At 53.2% G+C, this 18,691-nt stretch carries 10 protein-coding genes; 5 read left to right on the plus strand and 5 right to left on the minus strand.

Annotated features, from left to right (window positions below; all coding sequences use genetic code 11):
* Positions 1-3: 3 nt before the first annotated feature.
* The 5 genes from SPICO_RS00240 to SPICO_RS09580 form a co-directional block, all read right to left on the minus strand.
* Positions 4-981, minus strand: a complete 978-nt coding sequence (locus SPICO_RS00240) for a bile acid:sodium symporter family protein (protein WP_013738687.1) — start codon at positions 979-981, stop codon at positions 4-6.
* A 265-nt stretch (positions 982-1,246) separates the two neighbouring features.
* Entirely contained in the window at positions 1,247-1,768 is a 522-nt protein-coding gene (locus SPICO_RS00245; protein WP_013738688.1) for a hypothetical protein, read from the minus strand.
* A 206-nt stretch (positions 1,769-1,974) separates the two neighbouring features.
* On the minus strand, positions 1,975-4,158 hold the full coding sequence (locus SPICO_RS09570; RefSeq protein ID WP_013738689.1) for an RCC1 domain-containing protein: 2,184 nt from the start codon (positions 4,156-4,158) through the stop codon (positions 1,975-1,977).
* Between the two features lie 467 nt (positions 4,159-4,625).
* Positions 4,626-7,067, minus strand: a complete 2,442-nt coding sequence (locus SPICO_RS09575; protein WP_013738690.1) for an RCC1 domain-containing protein — start codon at positions 7,065-7,067, stop codon at positions 4,626-4,628.
* 405 nt (positions 7,068-7,472) lie between these two features.
* Positions 7,473-9,857: an RCC1 domain-containing protein gene (locus tag SPICO_RS09580; RefSeq protein ID WP_013738692.1), complete on the minus strand. Its 2,385-nt coding sequence runs from the start codon at positions 9,855-9,857 to the stop codon at positions 7,473-7,475.
* A 411-nt stretch (positions 9,858-10,268) separates the two neighbouring features.
* Between SPICO_RS09580 and SPICO_RS00265 the strand changes: the two genes are divergently transcribed.
* The 5 genes from SPICO_RS00265 to SPICO_RS00285 all read left to right on the plus strand — a co-directional run bounded on the left by SPICO_RS00265 (position 10,269) and on the right by SPICO_RS00285 (position 18,560).
* Positions 10,269-13,571, plus strand: coding sequence for a helix-turn-helix domain-containing protein (locus tag SPICO_RS00265; RefSeq protein ID WP_169310025.1), 3,303 nt, complete (start codon positions 10,269-10,271; stop codon positions 13,569-13,571).
* Positions 13,572-13,759: 188 nt separating this feature from the next.
* Positions 13,760-14,728, plus strand: a complete 969-nt coding sequence (locus SPICO_RS00270; protein ID WP_148228964.1) for an ABC transporter permease — start codon at positions 13,760-13,762, stop codon at positions 14,726-14,728.
* Positions 14,729-14,738: 10 nt separating this feature from the next.
* Entirely contained in the window at positions 14,739-15,683 is a 945-nt protein-coding gene (locus tag SPICO_RS00275; RefSeq protein WP_013738695.1) for a carbohydrate ABC transporter permease, read from the plus strand.
* Positions 15,684-15,760: 77 nt separating this feature from the next.
* Positions 15,761-17,332 carry an extracellular solute-binding protein gene (locus tag SPICO_RS00280; protein WP_013738696.1) on the plus strand — a complete coding sequence of 524 codons (1,572 nt, stop codon included), beginning with the start codon at positions 15,761-15,763 and terminating at the stop codon, positions 17,330-17,332.
* 112 nt (positions 17,333-17,444) lie between these two features.
* Complete coding sequence (locus SPICO_RS00285; protein ID WP_013738697.1) at positions 17,445-18,560, plus strand: glycoside hydrolase family 88/105 protein; 1,116 nt, start codon at positions 17,445-17,447, stop codon at positions 18,558-18,560.
* The last annotated feature ends 131 nt before the right edge of the window (positions 18,561-18,691 follow it).

Raw genomic sequence — 18,691 nt, forward strand, 5'->3', positions numbered from 1 at the left:
GTATCACGTGATGCGGGCAGTGTCTTTCACGATGGCGGTGTCTTTCCGCGCGGGAGATTGCCTGACAGGAAAAAGCAGCTTGCCCATGATGGCGCATATGGATTGCTGGACGATGATGCCACAGATGACGGGGATGGCTGAACGGGGTGGGAAAAAGCTGATGGAAAGAACCATGGCGGCGCTGATGTTCCTTAGTCCGATGGCGAATGTCATGCTGACGTTCCTGTCCTTTTGTCCGGAGACTCCGGCCAGGGACAACAGCCGTCCGACAATGAAGGTCACGGCCACTGCTATACAGGCGACAATGGCTATGGGCAGGTCAGCCCATGTCATTGCCAAGATGTCTGGGGCAATGCGTGATACGTTGAGGCAGATGACTATGAGCAACGCGACCTTTCCGAAAGGCTTCAGGACATGGACGACAGTATCAGAGACTCGGCCATGGGTCACTTGGTTGAGTGTCATGCCGAGGATTGATGGCAGGGCGACCATCCACAGGAGGCTCATCATCATGCTTGCGCTGTCAATGGAAACTGATGCTCCGCTGATAAGCGAGATGGTCAGGGGGACGACGAAAGGGGCAAGGAGGGTATCTATGACGATCAGTGTCAACGACAGGGGTTCGTGGCCTTTGTAGATGGAGGACCAGACATATCCGGTAACGGCGGTGGGTGTGGAGAAAAGCAGCAGGAATCCTATGGGGATATCAGTCTCCGCGGAGAATATGAGGGATGCCGCATGGTATGTCAGCAACGGTAGCAGGACATGGGAGCCCAGGAAGAAAATGATGATGTCCCGTGGTTTCCTGATGGTAGAAACGAAATCCCTTATATTCATGGAAAGAGCGCCGGAGAAAGTCATGAAGCCGAAAAGTATGGTGACTGTCGGAGAAATCCATCCGTCGCGGGGTGGCTGGACAATGGAAAAACTACTGCCGACAATGATGCCTATGACGACTCCCAAAGGCGTCAAGAGAGGCATGAAACGTTCCATGACGTGGTTAACAGAAATAAATGTCTCTCGCCGACTTTTAAAATGAAACATTGTTCCATTATTCTATCTTTGACCTGTATGGCTGTCAAGGTGAATAAACGGGGAGTCCAGAAAGGACAATCACTGTTTGCCCTTTCTGAAAAACTGAAAATTTGATGATGGATGTGTTTGATCCGATACCCCTGACCATGGGAAAATATAGTGCATCTTACAGTATTTCAGGGCAGGGATAGCACTGATGGATGTTTCGGTTTCACATATCCCGCAGGAAATAGAAGTGCTTCCCTTGTGCATCCGTCACGGTCAGGGTCTCTGTTCCTTCCGCCGAACCTTCTGAATGTTTCACCTCCAGCGTCTCCATGTCCTGGCTTACGGTGAGAATAAGGTTCTTCTCCCCGTATCCCAGAAGAATGTTGGTCTTGTCGGAGGGGAGTTTGCTCTTTCCATCATCCATCCACCCATTCAGTTCCCCGTCTTCTGTAACCGTAGGATAAAACTCCAGATGACGCCATTTCCAGTCGGTGGTGGGTTTGTCGGAACCGATGTCCTGTTTCCATGTGGTGCCTGCCAGATGAAGCAGCAATAACTCCTGTGAGTCTTTATCGATGATGGCGGGCAGCGAGATGTTGCAGGCAATGCAGCTGACTATGACAAGGATGAAGAATGTGGCCATGGGAATGAACCGGACGATGAACGGCAGGGCTTTAGCAGTCTCTGTCTTTCCCTGATTGTGAGAATCTATGGAGCTTTTTTTCAAGCTGTTGATGTCTGACATGCGGAACTCCTACAATGATAGGTATATGTAATGAACAGCCACGGATGTGGCTGGGGGCTATATGTGTCGGATTACAGGCGGGGCGTGTATGAGGCTGTATTTCATGTAAATGTTATCCTTGGATTCAATTTCAAAGAGGATGAAACCGGCGTGGCGAAACGACCTGTTAATCGGTCGGCGTACGCCGGTATCATCTCATGTTCCGGTCAGAAAATTACCTGTTCGGGCGTGGTTCTGTTGGATCCGGGAATGCTGCCACCCAGACCCAGTTGCCCATCAGTGTTCCGTCCCGTCGCCCAGAGCGTGCCGTCCTTCTTCAAAATCATCGTATGGGAGTTTCCGACGGAGACGCCCGCGACGCCAGAACCCATGGACGAAACCTGTTCTGGCGTGGTTCTGTTGGTTCCGGGAAGGATGTCACCCAGGCCCAGCTGACCATATTCGTTGTATCCAGTCGCCCAGAGCGTGCCGTCCTTCTTCAGGATCATCGTGTAACTGCTTCCGGCGGAGACTTCCTTGACATCAGTCATGAAGTCGCTAGGAGTGGTACTGGCCTTGACCTGCACGGGCGTGCTTCTGTTGGTCGTAGTGCCGTCACCCAGTTGACCATAACCGTTGGATCCAGTCGCCCAGAGCGTGCCGTCCTTCTTCAAAATTATCGTGTGATTTATTCCGGCGAAGACGGCCACGACATCAGTCATGAAGTCATCGGGAGTGGTACTGGCCTTGACCTGCACGGGAGTGCTTCTGTTGGTCATAGTGCCGTCACCCAGTTGACCATAGGGGTTCTGTCCAGTCGCCCAGAGCGTGCCGTCCATCTTCAGGATTATCGCATGGTGTTCTCCAGCGGAGACAGCCGCGACATCAGTCATGACCTGCACGGGGATGCTTGTTGTATAGGTTAGCTCAGCGCCGACACCCAGTTGACCATAGTTGTTCCGCCCCGTCGCCCAGAGCGTGCCGTCCTTCTGCAAGATCATCGTGTGATACAGTCCGGCGGAGACTTCCTTGACATCAGTCATGACCCCGACCCCACCAAAACCCTTGACCTGCTCGGGCGTGCTTATGTCGGTAGTACCACCGATCCCCAGTTGACCATAGGCGTTGTGTCCAGTCGCCCAGAGCGACCCGTTTTTCTTCAGGATCATCGTGTGGGAGACGAAGCCGGTTCCGTTATAGGAGAGGACTCCGCCGGAGGTGGCCACGACAGGATTGTTCGGATCAGCATTCATGGACGTGACCGGCACGGGAGTACTTGTTTTTGTCTCAGGCAGGAGAGTCTCGCCGACACCCAGTTGACCATAGGAGTTCAGTCCCGTCGCCCAGAGCGTACCGTCAGTCTTCAGGATCATCGTGAGATAACCTCCGGCGGAGACTGACTTGACTCCCACCTTGACAGCAGGCGCGTTTATGCCGTCCCCGGTGTCCCAGTCCTGTATCTCAATCTCAATAGCGGCAACGGCGACTTCTTCATCAGAGGTATTGAGCGTCATGTTGTAGACATGCTGCTTTCCCGCGTCAAAGTGAATCTTGCCTTGGTCAGAGGTCGCTACGGAATCCGCTATCCATGTGTATGTACCAGCGCCAGTACCACCGGTCAGGGTAAACTCCAGTTCCAGCACACTCAGCAACCACGACGAGTGAGCCTCAGGTATCAGCACAGCCTCGAACCGCCTCTTACCCTCATTTCTTTCAGATTGAGTAAGCGTGTCGGAAATGTCCTTCATGACAATAGACTCAATGACACTGGCAGCATCCAAGGTTCCGTCATTCAGGTTGATTGTGGTCTGCGTGTTCAAGCCTTTGACCGTAGCAGTAAATCCACCGGTGGCATCATTGATAGCCACAGCATCAACAGTCGTGCTTGGGGCTATGTTGACAATCAGGCGGGAGAGCATATGGTCAAGCTTCAGATGCACCGTCGAGGTATTGTTCTGTACGTTGTCGGTGCGTCCCCACAGGAAGTCAGCCGTCCCGGTCATCTGTTCCGAGGAACTCCGGTTGATGTCTATGGCTACGGTCGTAGGGTCAGAGATGTTTTCATCATAGGGATAATAGGCGATGAAGTCGAAGTGTGTGATGGTAGGGTTGGAGATGTCATCCCACTTCAAGGTGTCACCAGCGGTAGCAGGAGTGAAACCGGAAGTCTGGAAGGCTGTGTCAGCCGTATAGAGTTTGTTTGCACGTTCTGGGGCGGTAGTAGCTGCCGTGCCAGTACCATGTTCCAGCATGTAGATGCCGACGTCATCATCGGCTTGCCATTCGGAATTTGCCGTGGCTTTGCGTCCGATTTCCGTACTGAAACGCACTGCATTGGTATTTGAAATATTCAGCTTGTTGTCGCATGAAATGAAGGTGATAAGTAGCATCAGAATGGTCAGGAAGACCATGACGCTTAGTTTACTCTCTCTCTCTCTCTCTCTCTCTCTCTCTCTCTCTCATAGTGTCTTTTCCTTTCTCCATGAAGAAGATGATGACATGCCAGCTTACGCATATGGTAGTAATTAATAAAATAGTATAAACGTGGTGATGGCAGAAAGCTATTACCCAAAAGTATTATTTTGCATGAAAAGCACAGAAAACCATATAATACTTTTGGGTTATTGGTGATTTTAGATGTTAATAGTGGTTGTTGATTCGTTTTTAAGCGTGTAAAAGCCTAAGACATGTGAGAACATGGGGAAAAGACGAATACCACAAGTTTTTCACATTATTGTTTTCCATGTGGGGCAAATCTTCCTCTTCATCTCTCCATGCAGATGACGCTTGGTCATAGGGCGTGGTAGGGAAGGAGAACCGGCGCAGCGGGACGACCTGTTAATCGGTCGGCGTACGCCGGTATCTCCTCATGTTCTGGTCAGAAAACTACCTGCACGGGCGTGTTTGTGTTGGTCGTAGTGCCGTCACCCAGTTGGCCATAGTTGTTCCGTCCAGTCGCCCAGAGCGTGCCGTCCTTCTTCAGGATTAACGTGTGATAGATTCCGGCGGAGACAGCCGCGACATCAGTCATGAACCCGACCCCACCCGAACTCTTGACCTGCACGGGCGTGCTTCTGTCGGTATTATCACCGACACCCAGTTCACCATTTCCGTTGGATCCAGTCGCCCAGAGCGTGCCGTCCTTCTTCACAATCATCGTATGGTGGTATCCGGCGGAGACAGCCGCGACATCAGTCATGAAGTCGTTGTCAGCGGTACTAGCCTTGACCTGTACGGGAGTAGTTTTCTCGGTCGTAGTGCCGTCCCCCAGTTGACCATAGATGTTCCGTCCAGTCGCCCAGAGTGTCCCGTTCTTCTTCAGGATCATCGTGTGATGACCTCCGGCGGAGAAAGCCGTGACAGGATTGCTCGGTTCAGTATTCATGGATGTGACCTGCACGGGCGTGTTTTTGGTGGTTCCCGACCCGCTGTTGTCTAGACCTAGTTCACCATAATAGTTGTATCCAGTCGCCCAGAGCGTGTCGTCCTTCTTCAGGAGCATCGTATGATCCCCTCCGGCGGAGACTTCCTTGACATCAGTCATGAAGTCATCGGGAGCGATACTAGCCTTGACCTGCATGGGCGTTTTTTTTTCGGTTCCGTAACCGCTGATACCTAGACCCAGTTGGCCAAACCAGTTGTATCCTGTCGCCCAAAGCGTCCCGTCCTTCTTCAGGATTATCGTGTGAGAGCCTCCGGCGGAGACAGCCTCGACATCAGTCATGACCTGAACGGGCGTTCTTCTGTTGTCATTGTCACCGACACCCAGTTGACCAGAATTGTTGTATCCCGCCGCCCAGAGCGTGCCGTCTGTCTTCAGGATCATCGTGTGATTGGTTCCGATGGAGACTTCCTTGACATCAGTCATGAAGTCGTTGTAATCGGCACTAGCCTTGACCCGCACAGGAGTAGTTCTGTTGGTCGTAGTGCCGTCACCCAGTTGGCCCCATTCGTTCCTCCCTGTCGCCCAGAGCGAGCCGTCCTTCTTCAGGATCATCGTGGAAGAGCCTCCGGCGGAGACAGTCTTGACCTTCACCAGCCACTGTGCATACAACGTCACGTCATGAGCAGGCATGGTGAAGGAGTCACCTGCGGAATACCGGACTCCCGTGCCGTCAGACGTCGTATTCCATCCCCCGAAGTAATAATGCCCGGTTTTATCCAGCGTCCCAGAACCTGGCACCGTGACCGGACTTCCGGCATGAGCGTACATCTTTCCCGGAGCAGTGCCGCTTGTCGCGTTATTGCCGTCAAAGGAGAGGCAGTACACCTTGAGCGCGTCTGTGTTTATACTGTCCCCGGTGTCCCAGTCCTCGATGCCAATTTCGATTGCGGCGACGGCGACCACATCGTCAGACGTATTCAGGGTCATGGTGTAGATATGCTGTTTGCCCGCGTCAAAGTGAATCAGGTGTTTATCTTTGTCCGCTACGGACGTCGCTTTCCATGTGTATGCAGTATCAGTGCCACTACCATCAGTCAGGACAAACTCCAGGTCCAGGGCATTCAATAAAGCAGTGGAGTGAGCCGTAGGTATCAACACACCTTCAAACTGGCGCTTTCCCGCGGCTCTTTCCGTGGCGGTAAGCGTATCGGCGGAAATGTCCTTCATGCGGATAGGCATACCATTGCCAGGAACAGATACGGCTCCAGTATCAAGATTGATCGTGGCTTGTGTGCTTGTGCCTGTGACCGTGACGGTGCATCCCCCGGTGGCAGCATTGATAGCCGTGGCGTCAACGGTGGTACTTGGCCCAAGGTTGACAATCAGGCGAGAAAGAGCGTGGTCAAGTTTCAGCCGTACCGTTGACGTATTGTTCTGGACACCGCCAGCGTATGTGCTCACGGTCTTGCTATGCCCCCACAGGAAGTCAGCCGTCCCGGGGTCCTGTTCCCCAGTACCAGCCGGATAGACATTAATGGGCAGGGCGGTGGTGTCATTGATGGATGATGCATAGGGATAGTAGGCGATGAAGTCAAAGAATGGTGCGGGATTCGTACTAAGGTCATCCCACTTCAAGGGGTGGGAGACATCAACAGGAGTGAAGCCGGAGGTTCGGGAGGCTATGTCAGCCTTGTAGGGTTGGTTGGCACGCTCCGTGGTGGCAGAATCCGCCAGGGTGCCATGATTCACCATGTAGATGCCGACTTCGTCATTGGGTTCCCAGCCGGAGTCAGCGGAGGCTTTGCGTCCTATCTCCGTGGAGAAGCGCACGTCGGTGGCGTGCGAAACACGCACTTTGCCCTCGCATGAAACAAGAGCGACAAAGAGAATCATGATGCTCATAAGAATTGTAATAAGTAATTTATTCTCTCTCATGGTTGTTTTCCTCATTTTCTTTGAGAAGACGACATAAGCCATCGACCATGTATGGTTAATGGCTGGGACAGTGTAAGTCTGGTTATGGTCGTTGAGGTATTACCCGAAAATACGATTTTTCGAGGAAAACATATAATACTTATTAACTATTTTACGCTTGAAGATATCAATATCGTTTATTGATACGGTTTCTGGTGTGTATTTCCCAGGAAAACAGCGAGCGTGAAAAAAGGGGAATCCCGTAACCTTTTTCATGCCATTGGTTCCCCGTTTTTTGAAAAATTTCCCACTCTGCTCCCCAGCAAATGACACGTAGTCATGAGGAGTGGCAGGGAGATGTGGCCGGCACAACGGAACGGCTTGTTAATCGTTCGACGTGTGCGCCGGTATCTCCTCATGTTCCGGTCAGAAAATAACCTGTACGGGCGTTTTTATGTCGGTTCCCGAACTGCTGTCACCCAGACCTAGTTGACCATTAAAGTTGGATCCTGTCGCCCAGAGCGTGCCGTCCTTCTTCACAATCATCGTATGGAAGCATCCGGCGTAGACAGCCGCGACATCAGTCATGACCTGCACGAGCGTGCTTTTGTTATTCGCTGCACCCGAAGTACCGTCACCCAGTTGACCATATTCGTTGTTTCCCGTCGCCCAGAGTATCCCGTTCGTATCCACAATCATCGTGTGGGTGTCTCCAGCGGCGACAGATGCGATAGCGGGGAGAGTTCCCGTGGATGTAGTCGTGATCGGTACGGGAATGGTTCTTTCATCCATGGTAGTGTCGCCCAGTTGACCAGAACTGTTGTCTCCGGTCGCCCAGAGCATCCCGTTCGTATCCACAATCATCGTATGGTAGGCTCCAGCGATAACAGATGCGATAGCGGGGAGAGTTCCCGTGGATGTGGTTGTGACCGGCACAACAAGGTTTTTGTTGGCTCCAGAGCCCGCAGTGCCGTCACCCAGTTGCCCCATCGCGTTGTTTCCCGTCGCCCAGAGCTTCCCGTCCGTATCCACAATCATCGTATGGTTGGCTCCGGTGGCGACAGAGGCAACAGTAGGGAAAGGTTCCGGCCCTGAGGTGAATTTGACCTGCCTGGGCAAGCCCACGGGTGTTTCAAGGTGGCCTAAACCCAGTTGACCATCATTGTTGCGTCCAGTCCCCCAGAGCCTATCATCCGTACTTACAAGCATTGTATGACGACTTCCAGTGGCGACAGACCTGATAATAGGGATCTCTCCTATGTTTGTGTTGGTGACCTTCGTGGGAATGCCTGTGTAGGTCGTAATACTGTTGATACCCAATTGACCATCCTGATCCCATCCTGTCGCCCAGAGCGTGCCGTCCTCCTTCAGGATCATCGTGTGATAATCTCCGGCGGAGACGGCCTCTACATTGGTCATGAAGTCGTCAGGATTGATACTGGCCTTGACCCGCACGGGCGTACTTTTGCTGTTCAAATACCCTGAAGTGCCGTCACCCAGTTGGCCATAGATATTCCATCCAGTCGCCCAGAGCGTGCCGTCCTCTGCCAGAATCACTGTGTGACCGTATCCCGCGGAGACTGACTTGACCTTCGGCACCCACCTTGCATACAACGTCACATCATGGGCGGGCATGGTGAAGGACTCACTGGCGGCATATTGGGTTCCGTTGCCATCAGGCAGAGTATTCCATCCGTAGACGTAATGGAGATTCTTTTCCAACGTTCCAGGAGACGGCAGTGTGACCTGGCTTCCCTCATGAGCATACATCCGTCCCGGAGCACTGCCTCCCGTGGCACTGTTGGCATCAAAGGTGAGGCTGTATGCCTTGGTTGCCGCCGCGTTCACCCCGCTCCCGGTGTCCCAGTCCACTATCCCTATGAGAATCTCCGCGACGGCGACTTCATCCGCCGCCGTATTGAGTGTCATGTTGTAGACATGAGTCTTGCCGCTCTCCAAGACAATCCTGTACTCATCGGAGGACGCTACGCTGGAAGCAGCCCATTCATATGTCTCGCCACCCAAGGTGAAACGCAGACCAAGGGAGGACAGGGCGGTAGTGTTGTCCGTGGGTATCAACACGGCTTCATAGCGTCGCTTGCCCGCAGTCCTCTCCGCATCCGTGAGCGTGCCGGAGATGTCCTTCATGACGACATCAATGTCGCTGGGGACGACAGGAGCCACATCTCCGCTGTCCAGGTCGATTGTTGCCTGCGTGTTGATGCCCGTGACAGTGGCGACAAGCGTACCGCCCGTGATGGCATCCTTATCAACGGTGGTACTTGGCCCAACGTTGACAACAAGGCGGGAGAGGGCATGACTGAGCGTCAGGCTGACTGTCGAGGTGTTGTTCTGGACACCAGCCTTCTTCCCCCACAGGAAGTCAGCTTTTCCGGTATCCTGTTCCCCGGAACCCGGATAGACATGTATGGGCAGAGCGGTGGTATCAGCGATGGATGATGCATAGGGATAGTAGGCGATGAAATCAAACTCTGTGATGGCAGGGGTGGAGATGTCATCCCACTTCAAGGGGTTGGAGGCGTCAACAGGGGAGAAGCCGGAGAAGGTGATGTCCGCCGTATCTGCCACGTACTGCACATTGTCACGGTCGGTCGTGGCGACAGTAGCCACGTCCTCACCGGCCTCCACCATGTAGATGCCGACTTCATCCCCGATACTCCAGCCGGAGTCAGCGGTGGCTTTGCGTCCTATCTCGGAGATGAAGCGTATTGTGTTGGAGTTTGAAACGTTCGGTTTGTCAACGCATGAAACAAAAGCGACAAGGAGAACCAGGATGGTCAGAATGACCATGCCGTTTAGTTTAGTCTCTCTCTCTCTCTCTCTCTCTCTCTCTCTCTCATTGTATCTTTTCCTTATCTCCGTGAAGAAGATGATGACATGCCAGCTTACGCATATGGTAGTAATTAATAAAGTAGTGTAAACGTACTGACGTCAGAAAGCTATTACCCAAAGGTATGATTTTGCATGAAAAGCAGAGAAAACCATATAATACTTTCGGGTTATTTGACGCTTAAAGATGTAAACATAGTATTATTAATACCACTTCTAACGTGTGCGACACAGAAAATAGAAATTATGAAGAATAACAGAGATGTCGCAAATTTTTGCGACATACTCTTGTTGTAAAAAATGTTGGCTCGATGATGATGCCGTCCGCTGGTTTTGTGAAATTCACAGGTCGTCCCAGGTATGGTATACTCCATGAAACCGAAGACAGCGAAACCGAAGATGGCCTCGGTTCTGGAGGAAGGATCGATGGTGATGAAAGATTCCCCGTCAGGAGACAGACCGCGACGCATCGGACTCATGCTGGCATCCATACATACAGGAACATCCAATGACCTGTGGCCGGAGCTGGCTCGGACTGCATCAGCGGATGGCGCCGCTTTTTTCGTCTTCCCCGTCGGCAGGCTGAAATGGCCGACAGAGGGAGAGTATCTGCGCAATGACCTCATCTCCCTTGTCAATCGCCGGAACATTGACGGACTGATCAGCTGGGCATCATCACTGGGAGGCCACGTCCCTCTGACGGAACTGTCGGATGTCCATGATGCCTTTGACATACCGTATGTGACCATAGGAATGAAAAAGACCGGACATCCTAATGTTGAGTTTGACGCATATACCGGCGTGCGCTCCGCCGTGATGCATTGCATCAAGGTTCATGGCGCCCAACGAATAGCTTTCATCAGGGGGCCGGAGAGCCATGTGTCGGCGCAGGACAGGTACCGTGCCTATCTTGATGCCCTTGCCTTGGCGGGAATCGGACTTGACCCGGCCTTGGTGTCGCCTCCCTTTGCATGGTCACGGGGTGGAGACGCCCTTGATGTCCTGGCGGGAGAACGTGCACTGGTTCCCGGCAAAGATTTTGATGCGCTGGTATGTGCCAGCGACCTTCTCCTCTATGGAGCCGGAAGACGCCTTGAATCCATGGGCGTCAGGATTCCCCAGGATCTCATCCTCATCGGCTTCAATGATTCCCAGGAAAGCAGATTGCTCCAAGTCCCCTGTACAACAGTCCGCATGCCCATTTCTGATTTAGGAATGGCGGCATGGAATGCCATTATGAGACAGATTTCAGAAGTAACAGGGGCTTCTCAGGATATCATGCTTCCCGTTGACCTCGTTCTGAGACACTCATGCGGATGTGAAGCCGCCGATGTTTTCGGACCTGCCGGACGAGGAGGGGAACGGCAACCGCTGATGAAACGCATCGGGGAACTGTTCAGCCTTTCCGAAGCAGGAAAGAGAAAACTGGAGATTGTATGGGATGCCATTGAAAAAGCCGCTTTACTTGACGACAAGGAAGGCGGCAAGGAAGCTGACATGTCCGCGTTCCGGGGATTCGGCGAATTTCTCTATTCCCTCATATCTTCCGGAGCTGCCGGAGCCGGCACAGGACTGCTCTATGAAGCCTTGGATCGACTGTGCCTGGGAAGCCCGGACATTCCCCGCGTGCGCCGTTATGTGGAAAAACGCTTGTACCCTCTGGTTTCTCAGGTTCAGGACAGGATTCATAACCAGCATACATATGAACTCGGACAGACGGCGCGGCATCTTAATGCCTTGAAAGTGGATTTGCTGCGAGTGCGCAGTCTTTCCGTGATACCCCAACTGCTGGCAAGTCACCTTCCTGCCCTGGGAATCACAGGAGCGTATCTGGTGCTTTCCGATGACGCCGGCTATCCCCGGCTTTCCGGAGGATATGATGCTTCCGGACTCATCGGGCAGGGGCACGCCTTCTCCCGTGAAGACCTTCTTCCGCGGGAAATCATGGAACGTCTGGGAGCCGGAGTGTATGTCGTCGAAGCTCTCCATGTTGACAGGCAGAGCTTGGGATACCTTGTCATACGGACAACAGCATGGGATGGCTCACTCCTTGAAGAACTACGGGCATCGCTCAGCAGCGCAATCAACGGAGCATTGCTGGTTGACGACGCGAACCGTGCGCGGGAAAAGGCGGAACAAGCAGAACGCATCCGCACGGAATTTCTGGCGAGCGTCGGTGATGGACTCAAGGAACCGCTGGAGGGAATCCGCAAGATAGTACAGGAATCAGGGACGGCATCCTCCCCGGCAGGCATAGGAATCCTCAATCATATTTCCCGTGCAGGATACCTGATGGATCTTGCCATGTCCCGGACAGGGAGCATGGAAATGGAGCGTCGGCTCATCAATCCGGGCATCTGGCTCACGGAAACCTGCGGACGCCTGGGGTACGGCCTGACTGCTCCCGAAAGGACGCCGATGATCCTTGCCGATGTCCGTCGCTTGAGCCAGGTATGCGAGATTATCGGCACAGAGATAATAGCCGACGGTCATGGCTGCATGCTTTCCTGCGCTGTCCATCGTTCCGGACTTGCCATATCCTTGGCATCTGATTCCGGCGGATGGAGGGCGCGTGTCTTTGAAAATTCTCCCGGACTTGCCTTGGCGGAGAGAATCATCCTGCTTCATGGAGGTGAGTTTTCCATAGGGGAGAATTCCGTATCATTGAATCTCCCGTGGCCGACTTTATCCGGCGCGTCGCCGACATCTTCTTCCGGTACGGCTGTCGTCCTGGGCCCTTGCCCGGAAAACGGAGGATATCCTCCATGGGCAGACATCCACGTCATTGACGCGAGCAATGTTTCTTCAGGCAATCTTCTGTCGGTCGATGCCGGTCTTCTCATATGGGATGCCTCGGATGCAGTCCCCGCATCATTTTCCGCTTTGCGCAGGCTTGGGGAAGAACCACGTTTCAGTGCGCTTGGCTTCATGGCGTATGGCTTGGCGTCGGGGGGACAGAGCCTGATGGAAAGCGTGGAAAGCCTTTCCGGTGATATGTCGGTCGGCTCTGTCTTCCTCTATGGCGACGTACCGACGGAACTTAGGCAGGTATTCCAGCATCTGGAGACCATCATCCTGTCAAGTCCCTCGGATTTTGTTTCCCGCGCTCCCATGAAACCTCCTCTCATCCTGTTGTCCGACCGGCTTGCCGCCTATGATGCCGAAGTGATTCGCCGTCAAGTCATAGGAGGTGATGTCCCCATCCTTCTTTATAAAAGTGTGATTGATGAGGCTGTGGTCAAAGCATTCGGGGAGATGCCGGGACTGATTTTCTGTGATGACGTCCTTGCCCGGTGCGAGGCTTTCCATGTACGGCTCAAGGCGGCCATGAGCGGAGCGGCGCCGATTCTTCCTGCCCTGACAGGAATCATCGTCAAGAGGGCAATGGCGTATCTGCAAGCCCATGCCGCCGAACACGTGTCACGCTGGCAGGTCGCTGAAGCGGTCAATGTCAGCGAGGATTATCTTACGCGTATTTTCCGCCGGGAGACAGGACTCTCACCGTGGGACTATCTGATTCGGTGCAGGATAAGCAGGGCTGTCAGGTTGCTCCGCACTTCCGGCATGACCATCAGTGAAGTCGCGTTCCGCACGGGCTTCCAGGATCAAGCATATTTCTGCCGTGTCTTCAAGAAAATCATGGGGGATCCGCCGGGACGGATGCGCGGCCATTGAACAGACAATGAATCCCGGACATCAAACAGGACATCGACCTGGACGAAGAAAGGGTTTTTTCCTCCTTTCGGTCATGGCTTGGTTGCTCTTTGTCTGTTTCCGATGTCGGAAAAGTACAAATCAATCCCTGCATTTTCCTCTCCCGCCTGTGTATGCTGAACATGTGTGAAGGGGAGAAATACATCGAAATGACGAGAATCACAGAGAAAACCCGGAAGACACCCGCTCTCGATTTATACAGAAGACAGAAGCGTGGACGCTTGTGGCGGGAAGTGGTGCGGCACAGGTCGGCCTATCTTCTGCTGGCGATTCCCTTTGTTTATTACATCATATTCAAATATGGCCCCATCTGGTACGGCCAGATTGCCTTCCGTGACTACCGGGCCTTGGATGGAGTGCTGGGAAGCACGTGGATTGGGTTCAAGAACTTCCTGACGTTCATCAATTCATTCTATTTCTGGGAGCTGCTGCGCAATACGCTGATGTATAGCTTTGGCAAGATTATCTTTTCTCTTCCGCTGTCCATCCTGCTGGCCATAACCATTTACGAGGCGACAGGAACAAAGTTACGTAAGACGGTGCAGACGCTGACATATCTGCCTCACTTCCTCTCATGGGTCATCATGTATGGCATTCTGCTGACGTTGCTGGCTCCAGGGGATGGCATAGTGAACGATGTCATCAAGTTCTTCGGAGGCAGGCCGATAGATTTTCTGACCAATACTAAGGCTTTTCCGTGGATTGTGATTCTGTCCGACGCATGGAAGGAAATGGGCTGGAGCGCAATCATCTTCATTGCGGCTTTGATGGGCATTGACATGTCCCTGTTTGAGGCGGCAATGGTGGAGGGAGCCAATAGCTGGCAGCGGGTGAGGTACATCACGCTTCCCTCCATCAGGCCGGTAATCGTGGTCGTCCTGCTGTTGAAGATAGGGACAATCCTGGATGCCGGATTCAACCAGATTTTCATTCTGTACTCGACGCCGGTGCTGAGCGTGGCGGACATCATTGACACGTGGGTATACCGGCAGGGGCTGTTGCAGTTTGAGTTCGGACTGGCTACGGCGGTGGGGTTGTTCAAGGGAGCAATCGGCATGAGCTTGATTCTGTTTGCCAACTGGATGACGCGGAAAGTTTCCGACACTGGGATACTGTAGGAGGCCGCCGATGAACAACACTCCCATGAAAAATACGCCTATGAACAACAAAGGAAATATCGCGATTGTGACGGCAGTCAAAGTACGCAAGACAGGAGCGGATCGCACATTCGATATTTTGGTGAAAGTATTCCTGTGGGGGATGCTGGTGGTGATTTCCCTGCCTTTGTGGAGTACCATAACGCTGAGCTTCCGTCCCTATGACTTCCTGGGGACGAATTTTGAAGGGATGTTCCTTCTTCCCTGGAACTGGTCAACCGCCGCGTACAAGGCATTGCTGGGGAACAATGGGTTTGTGATGTCCTTTGGCAACAGCCTGAAGATTCTGGTGATGGGCGTGGGTTCTGCCTTGGCTCTCACGATACCGCTGGCCTATGTCCTGTCCCTTCCGACACTGCCGGGACGGCGTTGGCTGAACGTGCTGATTATCATTCCGTATGTATTCAATGTAGGCATGATTCCTTCATACTTGGTGGTGACGCACCTGGGGCTGATAGACAAGCTTGCGGCAGTCTTCCTGCCGGGAGCGGTGAGTACATACAACTGCTTGATTATGAAAAGTTTCTTCCAGGGGATTCCAAATGAATTGAGGGAGAGCGCGCAGATGGATGGATGCTCGGAAGTGCAGGTATTGGTGCGAATCGTCCTGCCTTTGAGCAAGGCAATCATCCTGACGGTGGGGCTGTATTACGGGGTGTCGTTCTGGAACGATTTCTTCCATGCCATGCTGTACCTGAACAGAAATGCATTGCAACCCTTGCCAATACTGTTGCGCAACATCCTGATGGCTTCGGGAATGAACGAATTTGTGGAGGTGAATGCCTTCGGCGAAGCTCCGATTGCGGCAATCAAGGCGGCAAGCGTGTTCATGAGCGCTATCCCGATGGTGCTTGCGTATCCGTTCATCCAGAAGTATTTCACCAAGGGGACCTTGCTTGGCAGCGTCAAAGGCTGACCGGGCATGAATGCGGCCTGCATTGCATGGCCGTGACAGATATGAAAGATGGTATTCCAGATAAGGAGGAAATAACCATGAAGAAAAATGTGATGACCATTGTCCTGGCGATAATGCTCGCCATGCTGTGCGCTCTTCCTGTATTTGCCCAAGGCACCAAGGAAAGCGCCGCAGCCTCTGCTGCGCCAGTGAAGATCAGCCTGTGGTATGGCGCCGCCATCACCGAGGCTGGTCCCCCTCCGGCTGACTGGGTGGCGTTGCAGATCATCCGGGAGAAGCTGAACATAGATCTTGAGCTTACCGCCTTGCCATCCAACGAAAGCGACCAGGATGTGAAGATTCAGGCGGCTGGCGCGGCCAACAACCTGCCGGATGTTTTCATGGTGCGCAGGGATGCGTGGCTTCGTCTGGTGAACCAGGGGCTTATTGCGCCGGTTGACAGCCTGTATGCCAAGATGCCGGTGAGAACCGCTGCCCAATATGACTCGGCAAGCATTGCTTTCACGACAGTGAGCGGCAAGTCCTATGGGTTTGCTTCCCCCGGCTCCATTTCCAAGAATGAAGGTCTCCTGATCCGCAAGGATTGGCTGGACAAGCTGGGACTTGCCATTCCCAAGACTACGGAAGACTTGGCAAAGGTTCTCCATGCCTTCACATACAATGATCCCGACGGCAATGGCAGGAATGATACCTATGGCTTCGGCGCTTTCCTTGAGATTAATAACTATGAAGGAGGCTTGGGACGCCGCTTGCAGCCTATACTTGGTGCCTTCGGAGTTGAAGGAACATGGAACCTGACCGAGGCAAATGCCGGTCTCAGCGTGCGCAAGCCTGAGATGTATGATGCCATGGTCTATATCAAGAGTCTGGTCGATGACGGTTCGATTGATCCGAACTGGCTGGCATATCAGAAGGATGACTTCCGCGCCGCGTGGAAGCAGGGACGTTTTGGCGTCATGCGTGAGCAGAACGCCGCCTATGCTGCTACGGCCAACTATGCTCCTTTTGACAAGAACTTCCCGGACGGGGAGTGGATTGTCATTGATCCTCCTGTAGGCCCGAAGGGTCATTCTTCTGTCGGCCCCTATACCACCGGCTACCGCATCTATGCAATCAGCGCCAAGGCCGCCCAGGCTGGCAAGGCTGAGAAGATTGCCGAGCTTCTGGAATGGATGAGCAGCGACGAGGGTTATTATCTCCTGGGTTGGGGCGTTGAAGGCGTGAACTATGTCAAGGATGCCAATGGTATTCCTGTTGACAAGGATATGCCGCTGGGCTTCTCGACCGCCACAGGGCAGACTGTCACCCAGTTGCGCAACATGGTGTTCTTCAATGGCGACGTTGAATTGTACGCCCGGTATCCGAAGTACGTGACCGAGGTAAGCAAGAAAGAAATGAGCGCTCTGGATGTCTTGCGTGACATGGAAAGCCGCAAGTGGACGCCGAACAACGGCGGTGACACGCTTCCCGCTCCAAACGCCGACCTGAAGCGTTTCTATGAGCAGGGTCTTGCCGAGTTCCTGACGGGCAGGCGTGTGTTGAACCAGCAGAACTGGAATGCATGGATTGCTGAGTTCGACCGTGTCGGTGGCAAGGCATGGGAAGATGCCGGCATTGCCCACGCCAAGGCGAACAACCTTCTGTATTAGCATACGGATGATGCATTGCATGGGCCCGTCCGGGAGGGCGGGCCTGTTTTCTTAAAGAGAGCATCATGGTGTTCACGTCATCGAAGCATAAAAATGATCAAGAGAGAATAAGATGAAAAGCGAGTCTTCACAACTACTTTCCGTCCGTATGGCGGATTCCGTCCGTTCACGCTATCTGCCTGGCATGATGGTGTGGCACTATGAACATGGTCTGGTAATCAGGGCTGTGGCCGAGGTTGGGGAACGTATTGGTGATCCTTCGTTCTTTGATTGGGCGCATGCCATGTACTCTCCGCTTGTTTCGGAGGACGGGACCATAGCTACATACCGCCACGGTGAATACAACCTGGATCAGATTCAGGCTGGTCGGTTTCTGTTCGCTTTGCATGACAGGACGCGGGAAAAGCGTTTTCTCTTGGCCGCGGAAAAGTTGAAAGGGCAGCTCCGTTCGCAACCGCGCACTCTCACAGGCATTTTCTGGCATAAGGAAATCTACCCATGGCAGGTCTGGCTTGACGGGTTGTACATGCAGGGGCCTTTCAATGCCCTGTACGCAGTGAGGAACAATGACCAGGGAGCCTTGGATGACCTTGTTGAACAGATGGTGAAGACATCACGCATCCTGCGGGATGGGAAGACGGGGTTGCTGTTCCATGCGTGGGATGAATCACGCGGGCAGAGATGGTCGTCCCCGGACACAGGGCTGTCTCCCCATATCTGGGGGAGGGCGCTTGGCTGGTTCATCATGGCGGTGATCGATGTCATCGGGATTCTTCCGCCGGGACATGCCGGTCGTGTCCGTCTTGAAGCTCTGGTTCCGGGTTTGCTTGATCCGGTGCTTGCCTGCCAGACTTTTGCCGGGCTGTGGTGGCAGGTGATGGATGTCGGCGAGCGTGATGGAAATTATCTGGAGACTTCCGGCTCCGCGATGTTCACCTATGCTTTGCAGAGGGCGGCATCTCTTGGTCTGGCTTCCGATACCGCTCGGTATCTTGCGGCAGCTGACAAGGCACTTGACGCTTTGGTCAGAACCCGTCTGCGTGAGGAGCCTTCAGGAGAGTTGCATTTGGGCGGCATTTGCTCCGTAGCTGGTCTTGGCGGCAATCCTTACCGGGATGGTTCGTTCCCGTACTACATCAAGGAGCCTGTCGTTGAGGATGATTTCAAGGGAGTTGGTCCTTTTATCCTTGCTCTGGTCGAGCAGGAGAAAAGACGGACGATGTTGTAAAATTGTGAAAAATTTGGGTAATGATTTCTCATCATATACAAGAAACATCATATAACCCTGTTGATGTCTGACATGGGGAACTCCTACAATGATATGTATGTGTAATGAGCAGCCACGGATGTGGCTGTATT

It is taken from the genome of Parasphaerochaeta coccoides DSM 17374 (genome assembly GCF_000208385.1).
Lineage (GTDB): Bacteria > Spirochaetota > Spirochaetia > Sphaerochaetales > Sphaerochaetaceae > Parasphaerochaeta > Parasphaerochaeta coccoides.

Coding starts and splice junctions, on each gene's coding strand:
- SPICO_RS00265 (WP_169310025.1), top strand. CDS start 10,269: ATGAAACCGAAGACAGCGAAACCGAAGATGGCCTCGGTTCTGGAGGAA.
- SPICO_RS00280 (WP_013738696.1), top strand. CDS start 15,761: ATGAAGAAAAATGTGATGACCATTGTCCTGGCGATAATGCTCGCCATG.
- SPICO_RS09580 (WP_013738692.1), bottom strand. CDS start 9,857: ATGGTCATTCTGACCATCCTGGTTCTCCTTGTCGCTTTTGTTTCATGC.
- SPICO_RS00240 (WP_013738687.1), bottom strand. CDS start 981: ATGCCTCTCTTGACGCCTTTGGGAGTCGTCATAGGCATCATTGTCGGC.
- SPICO_RS00285 (WP_013738697.1), top strand. CDS start 17,445: ATGAAAAGCGAGTCTTCACAACTACTTTCCGTCCGTATGGCGGATTCC.
- SPICO_RS00275 (WP_013738695.1), top strand. CDS start 14,739: ATGAACAACACTCCCATGAAAAATACGCCTATGAACAACAAAGGAAAT.
- SPICO_RS09570 (WP_013738689.1), bottom strand. CDS start 4,158: ATGGTCTTCCTGACCATTCTGATGCTACTTATCACCTTCATTTCATGC.
- SPICO_RS00270 (WP_148228964.1), top strand. CDS start 13,760: ATGACGAGAATCACAGAGAAAACCCGGAAGACACCCGCTCTCGATTTA.
- SPICO_RS00245 (WP_013738688.1), bottom strand. CDS start 1,768: ATGTCAGACATCAACAGCTTGAAAAAAAGCTCCATAGATTCTCACAAT.
- SPICO_RS09575 (WP_013738690.1), bottom strand. CDS start 7,067: ATGAGAGAGAATAAATTACTTATTACAATTCTTATGAGCATCATGATT.